12 protein-coding genes and 1 tRNA gene are annotated in these 15642 nt (G+C 64.9%); 5 read left to right on the forward strand and 8 right to left on the reverse strand.

Features of this window, described 5'->3' with window-relative positions; genetic code table 11:
* The first annotated feature begins 59 nt into the window (after positions 1 to 59).
* Complete coding sequence (locus ACIBI6_RS19630; RefSeq protein WP_396957276.1) at positions 60 to 977, forward strand: putative PEP-binding protein; 918 nt, start codon at positions 60 to 62, stop codon at positions 975 to 977.
* Here the strand turns inward: ACIBI6_RS19630 and ACIBI6_RS19635 are convergent.
* Both ACIBI6_RS19635 and ACIBI6_RS19640 read right to left on the reverse strand, forming a co-directional pair.
* Positions 959 to 1534: a TerD family protein gene (locus ACIBI6_RS19635; protein ID WP_040695304.1), complete on the reverse strand. Its 576-nt coding sequence runs from the start codon at positions 1532 to 1534 to the stop codon at positions 959 to 961. The genes ACIBI6_RS19630 and ACIBI6_RS19635 overlap by 19 nt on opposite strands.
* Positions 1535 to 1609: 75 nt before the next feature.
* Entirely contained in the window at positions 1610 to 2095 is a 486-nt protein-coding gene (locus tag ACIBI6_RS19640; protein WP_364341158.1) for a hypothetical protein, read from the reverse strand.
* A 668-nt stretch (positions 2096 to 2763) separates the two neighbouring features.
* Between ACIBI6_RS19640 and ACIBI6_RS19645 the strand changes: the two genes are divergently transcribed.
* Positions 2764 to 4206: a stealth family protein gene (locus tag ACIBI6_RS19645; RefSeq protein ID WP_396957363.1), complete on the forward strand. Its 1443-nt coding sequence runs from the start codon at positions 2764 to 2766 to the stop codon at positions 4204 to 4206.
* Here ACIBI6_RS19645 and ACIBI6_RS19650 read toward each other — a convergent pair.
* The 6 genes from ACIBI6_RS19650 to ACIBI6_RS19675 all read right to left on the reverse strand — a co-directional run bounded on the left by ACIBI6_RS19650 (position 4157) and on the right by ACIBI6_RS19675 (position 12699).
* Complete coding sequence (locus tag ACIBI6_RS19650) at positions 4157 to 5107, reverse strand: phosphodiesterase (RefSeq protein ID WP_396957277.1); 951 nt, start codon at positions 5105 to 5107, stop codon at positions 4157 to 4159. The two genes, ACIBI6_RS19645 and ACIBI6_RS19650, sit on opposite strands and share 50 nt — an antisense overlap.
* A 245-nt stretch (positions 5108 to 5352) precedes the next feature.
* Positions 5353 to 6444, reverse strand: a complete 1092-nt coding sequence (locus ACIBI6_RS19655; RefSeq protein WP_364341154.1) for a glycerol dehydrogenase — start codon at positions 6442 to 6444, stop codon at positions 5353 to 5355.
* A 154-nt stretch (positions 6445 to 6598) separates the two neighbouring features.
* Entirely contained in the window at positions 6599 to 7231 is a 633-nt protein-coding gene (locus tag ACIBI6_RS19660; RefSeq protein ID WP_364341374.1) for a MazG family protein, read from the reverse strand.
* A 191-nt stretch (positions 7232 to 7422) separates the two neighbouring features.
* The gene (gene mfd, locus ACIBI6_RS19665) at positions 7423 to 11037 is read right to left on the reverse strand and encodes a transcription-repair coupling factor (protein WP_364341151.1); all 3615 of its coding nucleotides are present in this window, start codon (positions 11035 to 11037) and stop codon (positions 7423 to 7425) included.
* Positions 11038 to 11255: 218 nt separating this feature from the next.
* Complete coding sequence (locus ACIBI6_RS19670; protein WP_364341149.1) at positions 11256 to 11903, reverse strand: TetR/AcrR family transcriptional regulator; 648 nt, start codon at positions 11901 to 11903, stop codon at positions 11256 to 11258.
* A 181-nt stretch (positions 11904 to 12084) separates the two neighbouring features.
* Entirely contained in the window at positions 12085 to 12699 is a 615-nt protein-coding gene (locus ACIBI6_RS19675) for a TetR/AcrR family transcriptional regulator (RefSeq protein ID WP_364341147.1), read from the reverse strand.
* 305 nt (positions 12700 to 13004) lie between these two features.
* Between ACIBI6_RS19675 and ACIBI6_RS19680 the strand changes: the two genes are divergently transcribed.
* The 3 genes from ACIBI6_RS19680 to ACIBI6_RS19690 all read left to right on the forward strand — a co-directional run bounded on the left by ACIBI6_RS19680 (position 13005) and on the right by ACIBI6_RS19690 (position 15637).
* A tRNA-Gln gene (locus ACIBI6_RS19680) sits at positions 13005 to 13075 on the forward strand.
* 94 nt (positions 13076 to 13169) lie between these two features.
* Complete coding sequence (gene glmU / locus ACIBI6_RS19685; RefSeq protein WP_364341145.1) at positions 13170 to 14660, forward strand: bifunctional UDP-N-acetylglucosamine diphosphorylase/glucosamine-1-phosphate N-acetyltransferase GlmU; 1491 nt, start codon at positions 13170 to 13172, stop codon at positions 14658 to 14660.
* Complete coding sequence (locus ACIBI6_RS19690; RefSeq protein WP_364341143.1) at positions 14657 to 15637, forward strand: ribose-phosphate diphosphokinase; 981 nt, start codon at positions 14657 to 14659, stop codon at positions 15635 to 15637. Before glmU ends, ACIBI6_RS19690 begins: the two co-directional genes overlap by 4 nt.
* Positions 15638 to 15642 lie beyond the last annotated feature (5 nt).

Below are 15642 nucleotides of genomic sequence, written 5' to 3' on the forward strand. Positions count from 1 at the left end.
AAATCCGGACTTAATGGGCGGCGGAAAGTGTTGTGCGGCAACCTGATAGCGTGCGGGGAATGCGGCAGAGCCTGGCATTGAGTTGTGAGCGGATCTCCGCTGAACTGCTCGACCACTTCGACGGGGTCGGGATGGTGCGCGGCGAGTACGTGTTCCGCGCGGCCGGGAAATATCCGACGCCCGAATCGGTTTCGGGTTACCTCGTGCCATATCTGCGCCATATTGCGAAGCGGGCCAACGGAACAACGATCTGGTATCGCACCATGGAAGCCGATACTGCCGAATGCAATATCCTGGGCGGCGTCGAAGAGATCATCGACGAGCCGCATAAACTGCTCGGCCTGCGCGGTATTCGCCGAGCCCGTCGCTTTCCCGACGCATTCGTCGCCGAACTCGAGGGCATTGCGCAGGTGCGCGACGAGGGCGCGGATATCGGCGTACTTTTCCCCTTCGTCACCTATGTCGACGAATTGCAATGGGCCATCGAGCAAACCCGGGCCGTGATCGGCGACTGCCCGGTCGCCACCATGATCGAGATACCGTCGCTGCTGCTCGAGGTCGACCGTGTGGTCACCACCGGGGTGTCACGGGTGGTGATCGGCTGCAACGATCTGTCCTCACTGCTGCTCGGCCAAGCCCGCGCCACACTGCGGCCGGTTCGTCCCGTACCGCCGCTACTGCGCGCGATCGAGCGCGTCACCATGGTGGCCGCCGCCGCGGGTGTGCGGACCGCAGTCGCGGGTTATCTGCATCCGGACCTGCTCGCGGCCTGCGCCAACCTCGGCGTCGACGAATGCGTGCTGCACTACTCCGATCTGCCCGAAGTACTGGGTGAGCAGTTCGCGGACCTGCCGGATCTCGATGTGCTACAAGCGATCAAGCGCAAGACCCGCGCCGCGATCGCGCTGTACGAGGCGCAGCGGGCGGCCGGTACCGATCCCGACCACCCGCACGCCCATCAGACGTTGACGCCGTAATCGCGGGCGATACCCGCGAGCCCGGAGGCATAGCCCTGACCGATGGCACGGAACTTCCATTCGTTGCCGTACCGGTACAACTCCCCGAACACCATGGCGGTCTCGGTGGACGCGTCCTCGGTGAGGTCATACCGGGCCAGCTCGGCGCCCGTGGTCGCGTCGACCACGCGGATGTAGGCGTTGCGGATCTGGCCGAACGACTGGCCGCGCGCATCGGCATCGTGAATGGAAACCGGGAAGAAGATATTGGTGATCGTCGGTGGCGTCGCCGCCAGATCGACATTGATTACCTCGTCATCACCTTCGCCCTCACCGGTGAGATTGTCACCGGTATGTTCGATCGTGCCCTCGGGCGAGCGCAGATTGTTGTAGAACACGAAGTGCTGATCCGACAGCACGCGCTGATTCGGCCCGGTGGCGAGCGCACTCGCATCGAGGTCGTAATCGGCCCCGGTGGTCGTTCGCACATCCCAACCGAGCCCCACCGCAACCTTGGTGAGGTTGGCGGCCTGCTTCGACAGCGAGACATTTCCGCCTTTGGCCAATGTGACGCTCATGATCCCCTTCCATTCGACGCGTTCGCGCCGCCTTTCTTCACGATTATTACTCTGTACCGGACAGCTTGTGCCGGTTCAGTTCTGGATATCGACCCAGGCGCGCAATGTCTGTACGCGCCCTTCGAGCGCATGCAATTCGCTCGCATCGAGTACGGTGCGCTCGATTCCGTGCGCCACCGCGAAGGCCGACTGCCGGTGGTCATCGATGACTTGGACATCGATCTGGACCGCGACATAGTCTGTCGCACCGGGCATTTCCTCGGCGACAACACTCGCCTGCCCGCGCGCGCACAGCGCGACATTGCCACCGCCGAGAATCAGCAATGCGACATCGGGCCGTTCGCGCAAGCGGGCCAGCGAACCGCGATCGAATTTCAGGCTGAGCAGAATCCGCCGATCGCCCGCGCGCACCGGCCAGGACACCGGAATCGCATGCGGCGCTGGATCGGTGGTGACCAGCACCGCGATCGTCTCCTGGGGCCATTCCGGGAGTACGTCCAGTTCGGGATGATCTGCCGTAGAGTGGTCTTGACGTTGCACGGGGCTCGCTCCGGCTGCCATGTTCGTCACCTCTTGATCGCTGCAACGCGGCGGGCTGTGCCACGTTGCTTGCAAGTCTAAGGTGCTGTGTCCCTTGTTCGCTGACGCTGCGACCTTTGTCCGAAGTGCTCTCAGCCACCTCTCAGGACACCGATACGGCGTCGCGGGTGATGGGCAGTGTCTCGCCCCCGGATCCTCGAGGATTATGCGATGAGGCTACCCTCATTCGAAAGGGACAACCTCGCCCACCCACCTGTCCGGGACACCACAGCGCTGTCCGGTTGACGGGCCGTCACAAGTCGATGCATTATTTCTGACAGCACTCTGTTCAGCAGGTGCTTTCCATTTCGCCGGCCGATGACTGTCCGGCCCGACGTGCTGTTACCGGTCCTGCTCGGCCGCTGTGCCGTGTCCGTACCGACAGCACTACCCCCAAGCAGACGCGATGGCGTCCGGCCGTGAGTGAGGTGAGAACGACATGGTGTACCGATCGTCTGAGACTCGGCTGATCACTTCGTTCCTGCACTACGGCATCGTCCCGAATTTCTGAATTCGGCCGCGCCGGGCGCGGCAGCCGAGGACGGCGCCGACGGCGTCGTCCGCAGCGGTGCTCGGGTATAGCGCGGCACCACAGGACATTTCGGCACATATTCGGACGTGGGAGCAGACACATGGTTGATATAGGGGCAATGGATTCCGGAGCGGTCGATATGGTGGCGTGGCCGACGGCGGGCAATCTCGTCGTCTCACCCGCGATGCTGGACGACCTGGGTTATCTGCGCGGCGAGTTGGCGGCCGCGGAGGTGCCGTTCCTGCTGATTCGCGATGGTGAACATCGGCTGGCACTGGCAGCGGATGCCGCACATCAGAAGATGGTGCGTCGGGTGACGGCCACCGCGATCGTCGCGGGTTTCGCGTGTGCCGAGGTGCAGCACAATGTCTTTCGGTTGAGTCGCGATGCCGATCCGGCACATTATGTGGATCTGGAACTGTGGGAGTACCACGGCGACACCGTCGAATGCCCGCGGCCGAATGCCTTCACCCGCAATGTCTTCGATCTCGCCGATGTCGAACGCACGGAAGTTCGTCTGTTCGACCGCAATTGGCCGACATTGACCGATATGTTCGCACCCCAGCCGACCGATGTCGGCTTCGATATCGATCTGGTGTTCTCCTGGGTCGATGGCACCGATCCCGAATTCCGGGCGCGCCGTGCGGGAATGCTGGCCCAAGTCGTGGTCGGCGAAGGCGATGACGCGGACGCTCGAATCCGGCAGATCGACGAACTGAAATACGCACTGCGCTCGGTGTACAAGAATGCGCCGTGGATTCGCCGGGTCTTCATCGCGACCGATTCCGCGGTGCCGGAATGGCTCGACGAGCATCCGCGGGCGACGGTGGTGCGCGCGGTCGATCACTTCAGCGATACGAGCGGGCTGCCCACCTTCAATTCCCATGCGGTGGAATGCCAACTGCAGCATATCGATGGGCTCAGCGAGCATTTTCTGTACTCGAACGACGATATGTTCTTCGCCCGGCCGGTGCGTCCGTCGATGTTTTTCTCCCCCGCCGGTGTGAGTCGGTTCATCGAGGCGGGCACCCGGATCGGACCAGGCCGAAACGACGAGCGGCGCAGTGGTTTCGAGAATGCCGCACGGGTGAACCGGGAATTGCTTGCCGAGCGGTTCGGACATGTCATCACCCGGCATCTGGAACACACACCGGTTCCGTTGCGGCGCAGCGTATTGCTCGAAATGGAGCAAGTGTTCGCGACTGAATTCGCCCGGACCAGGGCGAGCAGATTCCGTGCGGCCACCGATATTTCGGTGACGAACTCGCTGTACCACTACTACGCGATGCTCACCGGGCGCGCGGTGCCGCAGGAGACGGCGCGGATGCGCTATGTCGACACCACGAGTGAACGTGGCCTCGCACTGCTCGACGGACTCGCGCGACACCGGGAAGTCGACTTCTTCTGCCTAAACGACGGCAGTTTCCCGGAGGTCGCGGAGGCCGACCGGGTGCACGCGGTGTCGGAGTTCCTGTCCAACTACTTCCCCGACCGCGCGCCATGGGAACGCGTCAGTGCACGGCCTCGTCATCTTCCGGAGTCTGCGCCTGGCGCCGCATGACTCGCGGAATGCGGGCGGCGGGCGGAATCACGATGCCCTCATCGGCCAGCTTGCGCGCCGCCTCCTCCGGGGTGGACGGGGAGCCGACAGTCGGGCCGCGATCGATCGGGACCACCGAGTGGACAATGGTATCCGGATAGATGTGCACGTAGTTGAAGGCCTGCGCGCCGTCGCGGCCGCGCAGGCCGCCCTCGGCGACGGCCAGATCCTGGCTGTAGCAGGTCGCCGAGGCAACCGAGACCGGGATGCCCGCGAAGGTGGCGCTGGTCGAAAAGTGCAGGTGCCCAGCAAGAATCGCGCGCACGTCGGTGCCGTCGAGGGCATCGGCCAGCCTGCGCTGATCGCGCAATTCGACGGTGACGGCGAGATCGAGAACACACGGCACCGGCGGGTGGTGCATCGCCAGAATCGTGCCGAACGGAGCGGGCTCGGCGAGTATCGAACGCAGCCAGGCCAGCTGTTCGTCACGGATCTCGCCGTAGTGGTGGCCGGGGACACTGGTGTCCAGGGCGATGATGCGCAGGCCGTCGATCATGTGCACCCGATCCAGCGGCTTCGTCGACGGACGCTCACCGAGCAGAGCCCTGCGCAGTTCGCCGCGATCGTCGTGATTGCCGGTGACCCAGACGATCGGCGCACGCAATCGACGTGCGAACGGTTCCACGATGCCGCGCAGCTTCTCGTACGCATCGGGCTCGCCCCTATCGGTGAGGTCACCGGTGAAGACGATCGCCGTCGGGCGGATGCGGCTGGCCGCGGCCTGGTCGAGCAATTGTCGAAGACGCTGATCCGCGTCCACGTCGCCGTACAGCGCGTCATCGCCGCCGATCAAATGGGTATCGCTGAAATGGAACAGCACGTGATTCGGTCGCGGGTGCTCCGCGACTCTGCTGGTGGGCACCGGACCGAACGTCCTCCCCGGCGGATTCGCCCGCCATTGGCTTCGGGTTCCATCGCCAGGATAGCGAAGCAGTATTGACAGACTGCCCGCCCCACGGTGACAAACTGCTTGCGGGGAGGTGAGAGTTCGGTGTCATCAGGGCTCGAGGTCGAGCCGGATCCAGCCGAGAAGTCCGTATGGAGGGCCTCAGCGGCGAGTGAGCATCCTCGACGACGGTCCGATCGTCGCTGCTGTGACGTCGGCGCTCACTTCGTACCGAGGGTGTCGGCGGTGCGGAGGGCGTCTAGGACCATGGGGGTGTCGACGGAGAAGGGTTCGTTGTGGATGGTTTCGCCGGGGGCAGTGGCGCGGGTGGCGATGGCGGTCAGGGTTCGGTTGTCGGGGTCGGTCAGGCCGAGTGCGGCCAAGGTAGTTGGTAGGCCGACCGATGCGCAGAATTCGAGGACCGTTGAAATTTCTTCGGTGGGAGCGCCTTCCAGCACCAGCTGGGTGAGGACGCCGAAGGCTACCTTTTCGCCGTGTAGGTATGGGTGGGTTTGGGGGGCGGCGGTGAGGCCGTTGTGGATGGCGTGCGCGGCGGCGAGGCCGGAGGATTCGAAGCCGAGGCCGGACAGCAGGGTGTTGGCCTCGACGATGCGTTCGAGGGCCGGGGTGACGGTATGGTTGCCGACCGCGGCGAGGGCGTGGGTTCCATCGGCGAGCAGGGTGTTGTAGCAGAGTTCGGCCAATGCGGTTGCGCTGCGGGTGGAGGCACCGCCGCGCATATTCCGGACCCGCGCGGTACTGCAGGTCCGCGCTTCGAACCAGGTCGCGAGCGCATCACCCATCCCCGCGGTGAGCAGCCGCGCCGGAGCCTGCGCGATAGCGGAAGTATCGACCAGCACCATTGCCGGATTCCGGCGCGCCAACTGGTAGGCCTCGAATTCCCCAGCGTCGGTATAGATCACCGACAACGCACTGCAGGGCGCATCACTGGATGCCGTCGTGGGACAACTGATCATCGGCAGCTCCAGATCATCGGCCACCGCCCGCGCGGTATCGAGTACCTTGCCCCCGCCGGCCCCCAGCACCACCGTGCTTCCACTCTGCTGCACGGCCGCGGTCACCCGCGCGATTTCCGCCCGACTGCACTCACCCCCGGACCGATGCACCGAATACTCGATCTTCGCGTCGGTCAGCGACTCCCGCCACGTCTGCGCCAACAACCGATACGCACTCGCCCCCGCCACAATCATCACCGGCCCCGCGATCCCCAACCGCGTCATCTCCGCCCCGAGCGCCCCCGTCGCATCCCGCCCCTGCACATAATGGCCCGGCGAAGAAAACACGCTCAACATTTGCCACCTCCCGATCCCGGGCATCGCCGATTCGCCCATACCCCGACTGCCGACTCCGTATCGCAAACGCTACGCGCCCCATAGCCCCGCTGGCCGCGGTTGAGCCATCAAGCCGCTATACCGATTTGAGCGTCCCGGGCTTCCCTACGCCGGGCTACTGCGACCAGTACTTGCGCCAATCCGCAGCCGATAAAGGTGCGCGCTCGCCGCGTGCGGCTTCGGCGGCGTCTTCGGTGGCGCGGATTTCCGATGCGAAGGACAAGGTTGCTTTGCGGAGGCGTTCTTCGGCGCTGTCTTCGCCATCCAAGTGGACGGTGCGGAGGGTGTCGGGAATCAGGTCTTCGGGGAGGCCCGCTCTGAGGCTGCGGGAGCGGATTTTCTCGGCCAGGGCGAGGGCAGGTTGGGCCATGGCTATGCCATCCAAACAGGAGCGGCGGGACTTTTCGGCGGATTTGCGTTCCTCCCAGGCCTTTTCCTGGGCGGCGATCTTTTCCGCGACGGTGGCCGACGGGTCGATGGGCTCCTCAGCGAGGTGCGGGCTGCGGTTGACGAGTTTGGCGACCAGCGCGGCCGCGACATCGTCGACGGTGAATTCGCCTGCGGCCTGGGCGATTCGGGAGTGGAACAGCACCTGCAGCAGCAGGTCGCCGAGTTCTTCCTTGATGGTTTCGGCGTCGTTGTGCTGGATGGCGTCGAGGAGTTCGTAGGTTTCCTCGAGCAGGTAGGGACGCAGCGAGTCGTGGGTTTGGGTCACCTCCCAGCCGCCGAAATTCCATAGCCGGTCCATCACCTCGACCGCCCCGGCCAGCCCCGCCGCCACCACGGCGGCATCAGTTCGGCCGAATACTGCCGAGGCCCGCCCAGGTTCGGGCACCGCGTGATCGTCGGCGCCATTGGCCCGCCCCGCCTCAGCCGCCCGCCCCGCCTCAGCCGCCGCATGCCGGGCGGCCCGCAGCACGGCTTCGTCGCGGTCCGAACTCATCGAGCCGCCGTGGCCTCGGTCGCGACCCGCAGCTCGACGAAGCCCTTCGGCTTGCCATCCAACTGCAGCAACAGGTCGGCAACGAATTGCAACAGGACGACGTCGCGCACCCGGTCCGCCCCCACACTGTCCTCCACCCGAGGCAGCGGCAGTTGCACAACCCCACTTGCCGCGCGATAGCCGGCACTCGGGTACAGGCGCTTCAACCGCATCTGCTTCGAGTCGGGCAGACTCATCGGCGAAACCTTCAATGTGGTTCCGGTGACCGCGATTTCGGTGACATCGTATTCGCGAGCCAGCAGGCGCAGTTTCGCCACCGACACCAACCTGCCGACCTCGACGGGCAGCGGCCCGTACCGGTCGACAAGTTCCTCGACAACCGACGCCAGCGCCGGATCATCTTGCGCCGCGGCAAGTTTGCGATAGGCCTCCAATCGGAGCCGATCGCTGGTGATGTAGTCGGGCGGAATGTGCGCATCCACCGGGAGGTCGATGCGAACCTCCTTGACCTCCTCGGTCGTAATCGGCTTACCGTCGGCGGCGGCCCGATAAGCCTCCACCGCCTCACCGACAAGCCGCACATACAGGTCGAATCCGACCCCGGCTACATGCCCGGACTGCTCGGCGCCCAGCACATTTCCGGCACCACGGATTTCGAGGTCCTTCATGGCCACCGCCATACCGGCACCGAGATCGGAGTTCTGCGAGATGGTGGCGAGCCGGTCGTAGGCCGTCTCGGTGAGCGGCTTCTCCGGCGGATAGAGGAAGTACGCGTACCCGCGCTCACGACTGCGGCCGACGCGCCCTCGCAACTGGTGCAGCTGTGAAAGACCGAGAGCATCCGCGCGCTCCACGATCAACGTATTCGCATTGGAGATATCCAGCCCGGTCTCGATGATGGTGGTACAGACCAGCACATCGAATTCGCGCTCCCAGAACCCCTGCACGGTCTGTTCGAGCATGTCCTCGTGCATCTGACCGTGCGCGACCACCACCCGCGCCTCGGGCACCAGATCCCGAATCCGCTTGGCCGCTTTATCGATCGACGAGACCCGGTTGTGCACATAGAAGACCTGGCCGTCGCGCAGCAGCTCACGCCGAATAGCCGCGGTGACCTGCTTGTCGTTGTATCCGCCGACATAGGTGAGCACTGGATGCCGCTCCTCGGGCGGCGTCAGGATGGTCGACATCTCGCGGATGCCCGCCAGACTCATCTCCAAGGTGCGCGGAATCGGCGTAGCGGACATGGTCAACACATCGACGTGCGTGCGCAGTGCCTTGATGTGCTCCTTGTGCTCGACACCGAAACGCTGTTCCTCGTCCACGACGACCAGGCCGAGATCCTTCCACCGCACACCGGTCTGCAACAGCCGGTGCGTACCGACCACGATATCGACGGCACCCTCGGCCATCCCCTCGAGGACGGCGCGGGATTCCGCCGGATCGGTGAAGCGGGACAAACCCTTGACGGTCACCGGGAATCCGGCGACGCGTTCGGTGAACGTCTGCAGATGCTGTTGCGCCAGCAGGGTTGTCGGCACCAGCACGACGACCTGCTTACCGTCCTGCACCGCCTTGAATGCGGCGCGCACGGCGATCTCGGTCTTGCCGTAGCCGACGTCACCACAGACCACACGGTCCATCGGGACCGCCTTCTCCATATCGGCCTTGACCTCGGCGATGGCGGTCATCTGGTCGACGGTCTCGGTGAACGCGAACGCGTCCTCCATTTCCTTCTGCCACGGACTGTCGGGACCGAACGCATGCCCCGGCGCGGCCTGACGCGCAGCGTACAACTGCACCAGCTCACCGGCGATCTCGCGAACCGCCTTGCGCGCCTTGCGTTTCGTATTCGCCCAGTCCGACCCGCCGAGCTTGGACAGACTCGGCATCTCACCGCCGACATAGCGCGAGAGCTGATCCAGCGATTCCATCGGCACGAACAGCCGGTCACCGGGCTGGCCACGCTTGCCTGGCGCGTATTCGATGACCAGGTATTCCCGCCGTGCCCCGCCGACGGTGCGCTCGATCATCTCCACGAACCGGCCGATGCCGTGCTGATCGTGCACCACCATGTCCCCGGCATTCAGCGCCAGCGGGTCGACCTGGTTGCGGCGCTTGGCCGGTAGTCGCTTCCCCTCCGCCGGTGCGGTGACCCGGTTGCCGGTGAGGTCGGATTCGGCGACGACCACCAGGCCGGCGTCATCGAAGACCAACCCGTCGTGCAGCGAACCGCACAGCACACCGACCAGTCCGGACGTAGGTTCGGCGCCGACTGCCAAAGCAGCCGCCGGCACCTCGGCATCCGAGAGCCGTTCCAGAATGCGTTGCGCCGTACCGTGACCCGCGACGACCACGACCGCGCGGCCACCGGTCAGCACATGCGCGCGCAGTGAAGCGAAGATCGTCGCCACCAGCTCATCGGAGCCGCGCGCGACCGGACCGGCCAGCACCGGCAGCACGACCTCGGCGGGATCACCGGAGGTCAGCGGGCTCAGAGTCCACCAGGGCAGACCGTGTGCGTTTGCGCTCTCATGGATTTCGGGCAGCGCGCGGTAACCGGAGGCGGCCAGATCCAGTCCGTGCCCGCCCAGCGGCGCCGCACCGCCGAATGAAGCCGCGGTCCACGATGCCTCCAGGAACTCTTCACCCGTGCGTACCAAATCGGCCGCGCGCGTGCGAATCTTCTCCGGATCGCACAGCAGCAGCTGGGTGCCCTCCGGCAAAACCTCAGTGAGCAGCCGCAATTCGCCGGGCTGCAGCACCGGCAGCAGGGCCTCCATGCCCTCGACCGGAATGCCCTCGGCGAGCTTCTCCAACATCTCGACCAGCGCCGCGTCGGCGGCATTGGCCACCGCGACCTCGGCTGCACGATCGCGAACGGGAGCGGTGAGCAAGAGTTCTCGGCACGGCGGCGCGACGACCACATCCACCGTCAGATCGGTCAGCGAGCGTTGGTCGGCGACCGCGAAGGGGCGCAGCTCGGTCACTTCGTCGCCCCAGAACTCCACGCGCACCGGATGATCCGCGGTCGGCGGAAACAGATCGAGGATGCCGCCGCGCACCGCGAACTCACCGCGCTTGCCGACCATATCGACACGGGTGTAGGCGAATTCGATCAGGCGCAAGAGCAATTCGTCGAAATCGAACTCCGCACCGACGCGCAGCACGATCGGTTCGATATCACCGAGGCTCGCGGCCATCGGCTGCATCAAGGAGCGAACGGTCGTCACCACGACCCGCAGCGGCTCGGGAAATACCGGGTCCTCCGGATGCGCAAGCCGCCGCAGCACCTCGAGCCTGCGGCCCACGGTGTCGGCACCCGGTGACAGCCGCTCGTGCGGCAGCGTCTCCCAGGACGGGAACTGCGCGACCGCCGCGCCGAGGATTTCCTCCAGCTCGACCGTCAGATCATCGGCTTCCCGCCCGGTCGCCGTCACCACCACCAGCGGCCGCTGGGCCGCAATCGTCGCCGCGACGAACGGCCGCACCGCCGACGGCCCGACCAGCTCGACCGGCGACTTTCCGACCAGGTCAGCGACGGTCCGCAGGGCCGAATCGGCCCCGGCCACCGCGGCCAGTCCGGCAAGAGGTGGACGGTGGGTGGACATCGAACGCTCCTGAGCTCAGGCGGGGTTTCAAGACGGCCAACCGAGTCTAGGCTCCCCCGTCTCCCCGATTCTTTTGCCGGTCGTCAGGTGCCACAACGCAGTCGCAGCGGGCCGGCGGTCGAGCGGGAAGTCGAGTTCTGGGCGTACCCCGATGAGTTACCCATGTGCTCACGAAATCAGTCGACACGTCACAACCTACCAACGCGCTGTGACAAGTTTTATGGCACGTAGCGGCGTAGGCGGCGGGCGGCGAATTCGCGGAAGTACGAGAGCTTCTCCGGGGGCACGATCGACGGGAGCAGGAAGTACCAGGCCCGTTCCATGCGGGTTGCCATCTGATCGATCGAATCGGTCCCGACCGCCGTGATGTGCACGCCCGCGGTCATTTCCTGCAGCAGCAGGCCGATCACCTCGGCGTCCAGATCGGCCTCCAGGTCGCCCTGGGCAATGGCCCGTTCGGATAGCACACGGTAGGTATCGCCCCAGGTCTTGGCGATATTGTCGCCCTGGGCGCCGCGGTAGTCGCCGATCTGATGGGTCAGCTTGAGCATCGCGCCGACCATCGGATCGTTCATCGATAGGTCCGCGACGACATAGGTGATCCCGATACATGCCTCGAGCGCGGGCACTCTGGGATCGAAGAAACCCTGGCACGAACTGACCAGGCGCTCATTGCCCTGGTCGACCACGGCGCGCGCTAGCTCTTCCTTCGAACCGAAGTGAAAGTACAAGGCGCCCTTGGTCACGTTCGACTGCGCGATGATCTCGCTCAGGCTCGCATTCGCATATCCCAAGCGCAGAAAGACATCGGCAGCGCCCGCAAGGACGGAATCGCGGGTGATCTCCGCGCGCGCTTGCCTAGCCATCAGATCCGCCTGTCATCCTTAAAACCAGCCATCCTGAAGTAGACCGACATCCCGAAGTAGACCGACTTACCGCTCGAACAGCACCCTGAGGATGGGTGAACCGTACCACCAGGTGAGCGCCTGCCCGGGAATTCGAGCATCCGGACCGGCATACCGCGCAATTCACTGGCTACCACTGCGGTCAGTCCCCCGTACCGGCGCGCCATTCCGAGCTCAGCTGCGGGTGGGCTTCCAAATGACTGAGTCCGTTCCAGCACAGGTTGACCAGATGTGCCGCCACAACCTCTTTCGACGGTTTGCGCTCGTCCAGCCACCAGGTCGCGGCGGTCGAAACCATGCCCACCAATGCCTGCGCGTACAAACCGGTCAGACTGGTATCGAAACCGCGCTGCTCGAAATCGCCGCCGAGAATATGCGCGACCTGATTGGTGGCCTCGTTCAGCAGGCTCGAGTAGCGGCCCTCCGCGGTAGCTGCGGGCTGATCGCGCACCAGGATTCGGAATCCGTCGGTGCGTTCCTCGATATAGGTCAGCAGCGCGAGCGCGACCTGTTCGAGCCGGATTCTGGACCGATTCTGGGTGAGCGAGGAGGTGATCATGTCCAGCAACATCGACATCTCACGGTCCACGACCACGGCGTAGAGCCCCTCCTTGCCGCCGAAGTGTTCGTACACCACGGGTTTGGAGACCTGGGCCCGCTGCGCGATCTCCTCGATCGAGGTCGCGTCGTAGCCCCGCTCGGCGAATAAAGCGCGACCGATCTCGATCAACTGCTGCCGCCGCTGAGTTCCCGTCATCCGCGGCCGGGACACTCGATGCGGTTCACCCGAAGACAACGCCCCGCCTCCCTGCGCCTGACCCGTAACTTTTGCCGACAACTGTTCCAGACAGCTCCGCCCGCGCGCGCGTCGCCCCGCCGAACACGGCGATCGAGCGGCCGATTTCGGCGTTCGCCCAGATAACGCGACCGGTGTGAACAGGTTGCGGAGATGGGTACGCATTAATTCGGCGAAGCAGTTCGACGAACGGGAGGTCTTCATGCGAGGATTCATGCCGTGCCGCTGGCGCAGTGGCGGGTTACGCAGATCCGCCGGTGTGACAATCCGCCGTAGTGTAATGGCAGCACCTCTGATTTTGGTTCAGATAGTTCAGGTTCGAGTCCTGGCGGCGGAGCACACCGACACGATGGCTTATCGTTGGCCGCGCACATCGCTGACCAAGCACGACGACAGCCCCAAGCACGATGACAGGCAGCCGAGGGAGATCCATGCCACAGCAGACCGCCGTCGTCGTTCTCGCAGCCGGTGCCGGGACGCGAATGCGGTCGAAGACTCCTAAAGTGCTGCATTCGCTGGCCGGTCGAAGCATGCTCGCGCACGCGCTGCATGCGGCCAACGAGATCGACCCCGCGTTCCTCATCACCGTGGTAGGACACGATCGGGAACAAGTCGGCGCCGCGGTCGCCGCCGTAGCCGCCGACCTCGGCCGCGACATCGCCACCGCCATCCAGGAACAACAGCTGGGAACCGGCCACGCGGTGCAGTGCGCCCTCGCGGCGGTTCCCGAAGACTTCACCGGCGACCTGCTGGTCACCTCCGCCGATGTGCCGCTGCTGGACGGGCACACCCTGTCCGCGCTGCTCGACGAACACCGCAGCTACACCGAACGTTCCGCGGTGACCGTGCTGACCTTCGAGCCGGACGACGCGAACGGCTACGGCCGCATCGTCCGCGATGCCGACGGCCAGGTCACCGAAATCGTCGAACATGCCGACGCCACCCCGGCGCAGTCGGCGATCACCGAGGTCAACTCGGGTGTCTACGCCTTCGACGCGACCGTGCTGCGCACCATGATCGGACGCCTGTCCACCGCCAACGCCCAGCATGAGCTGTACCTGACCGATGTGCTGCGGCTGGCCCGCGAGGCCGGACATCCGGTGCACGGCGCGCGGCTGCTCGATTCGGCCAAGGTCACCGGCGTCAACGACCGGGTGCAGATGTCGGAGGCCGCGCGGACGCTCAACCGCTACATCCTCGAACGGCATATGCGCGCCGGTGTCACGATTATCGATCCCGCGACCACTTGGGTCGACGCGAACGTCAGAATCGCCAGGGACGCCGAAATCCGACCGGGTGTGCAATTGCTCGGCGGCACCGTCATCGGTGAGGACGCGGTGATCGGACCGGATTCCACGCTCACCGATGTCATCGTCGGCAACGGCGCACACGTTGTTCGCACTCACGGTGATCAGGCTGTGATTGGTCCCGGTGCGAATATAGGGCCGTTCAGCTATCTGCGTCCCGGCACCGTTGTCGGTGATTCCGGCAAGCTCGGCGCATTCGTCGAAACCAAGAACGCATCGATCGGCGCGCATTCCAAGGTCCCGCACCTCACTTATGTCGGCGATGCCACCATCGGTGAGCACAGCAACATCGGCGCCTCCAGTGTTTTCGTCAACTACGACGGTGTGAAAAAACATCACACCGTGGTCGGCTCGCATGTGCGGACCGGCAGCGACACCATGTTCGTCGCACCGGTGACGGTGGGTGACGGGGCGTATACGGCGGCGGGTACTGTGCTGCGTAGAAGCGTTCCTCCGGGGGCACTCGCGGTTTCAGGTGGGCCGCAGAAAAACATTGAGGGCTGGGTGCAGCGCAACCGTCCGGGGACGGACGCGGCACAGGCGGCGGCGGAAGCCATCGCGAGCAAAGAGATGTCGGGTCAGGCAATCGAGCAAAAGGATGGCAAACAGCAGTGACCGCGTCATGGATCGACAACCAGAAGAACCTGATGCTCTTCTCGGGACGCGCTCATCCTGAGCTGGCCGAGCAGGTGGCCAAGGAACTCGACGTCCACGTAACCCCGCAGACCGCGCGCGACTTCGCCAACGGCGAGATCTTCGTGCGGTTCGAGGAGTCCGTGCGTGGCTCGGATGCCTTTGTGCTGCAGAGCTTTCCGGCTCCGCTGAACCAGTGGCTGATGGAACAGCTGATCATGATCGACGCGCTCAAGCGCGGTTCGGCCAAGCGGATCACCGCGGTGCTGCCGTTCTACCCGTACGCCCGTCAGGACAAGAAGCACCGCGGCCGCGAGCCCATCTCCGCCCGCCTGGTCGCCGATCTGCTCAAGACAGCGGGCGCGGATCGCATCATCACCGTCGACCTGCACACCGATCAGATCCAGGGCTTCTTCGACGGCCCGGTCGATCACATGCACGCCCAGCTGCAGCTGGCCGAGTACGTGCGCAACAACTACAGCCTCGAGCACATCACCGTGGTCTCCCCCGATTCCGGTCGCGTGCGCGTCGCGGAGAAGTGGGCCGACTCGCTGGGCGGCTCGCCGCTGGCGTTCATCCACAAGACCCGCGACCCGCTGGTGCCGAACCAGATCAAGGCCAACCGCGTGGTCGGTGAGGTCGAGGGCCGCACCTGCATCCTGATCGACGACATGATCGACACCGGTGGCACCATCGCCGGCGCGGTCAAGGTGCTCAAGGAGGCCGGTGCCGGTGATGTGGTCATCGCCGCGACGCACGGCGTGCTGAGCGATCCGGCCGCCGAGCGCTTGGCCAACTGTGGTGCCAAGGAGGTCGTGGTCACCAATACGCTGCCGATCAGCGAGGAGAAGAAGTTCCCGCAGCTGACCGTGCTGTCGATCGCGCCGCTGCTGGCTCGTACGATTCGCGAGGTCTTCGAGAACGGTTCGGTCACCGGACTTTTCAACGGCAACGCTTGACCGCT

The sequence above is a fragment of the Nocardia sp. NPDC050412 genome, assembly GCF_044458825.1.
GTDB lineage: Bacteria > Actinomycetota > Actinomycetes > Mycobacteriales > Mycobacteriaceae > Nocardia.

Excerpts from the sequence above, each read along its gene's own strand:
- mfd (WP_364341151.1), bottom strand. The coding sequence starts at position 11,037 with ATGTCCACCCACCGTCCACCTCTTGCCGGACTGGCCGCGGTGGCCGGG.
- ACIBI6_RS19645 (WP_396957363.1), top strand. The coding sequence starts at position 2,764 with ATGGATTCCGGAGCGGTCGATATGGTGGCGTGGCCGACGGCGGGCAAT.
- ACIBI6_RS19660 (WP_364341374.1), bottom strand. The coding sequence starts at position 7,231 with ATGGACCGGCTATGGAATTTCGGCGGCTGGGAGGTGACCCAAACCCAC.
- ACIBI6_RS19640 (WP_364341158.1), bottom strand. The coding sequence starts at position 2,095 with ATGGCAGCCGGAGCGAGCCCCGTGCAACGTCAAGACCACTCTACGGCA.
- ACIBI6_RS19675 (WP_364341147.1), bottom strand. The coding sequence starts at position 12,699 with ATGACGGGAACTCAGCGGCGGCAGCAGTTGATCGAGATCGGTCGCGCT.
- glmU (WP_364341145.1), top strand. The coding sequence starts at position 13,170 with ATGCCACAGCAGACCGCCGTCGTCGTTCTCGCAGCCGGTGCCGGGACG.
- ACIBI6_RS19630 (WP_396957276.1), top strand. The coding sequence starts at position 60 with ATGCGGCAGAGCCTGGCATTGAGTTGTGAGCGGATCTCCGCTGAACTG.
- ACIBI6_RS19670 (WP_364341149.1), bottom strand. The coding sequence starts at position 11,903 with ATGGCTAGGCAAGCGCGCGCGGAGATCACCCGCGATTCCGTCCTTGCG.
- ACIBI6_RS19655 (WP_364341154.1), bottom strand. The coding sequence starts at position 6,444 with ATGTTGAGCGTGTTTTCTTCGCCGGGCCATTATGTGCAGGGGCGGGAT.
- ACIBI6_RS19635 (WP_040695304.1), bottom strand. The coding sequence starts at position 1,534 with ATGAGCGTCACATTGGCCAAAGGCGGAAATGTCTCGCTGTCGAAGCAG.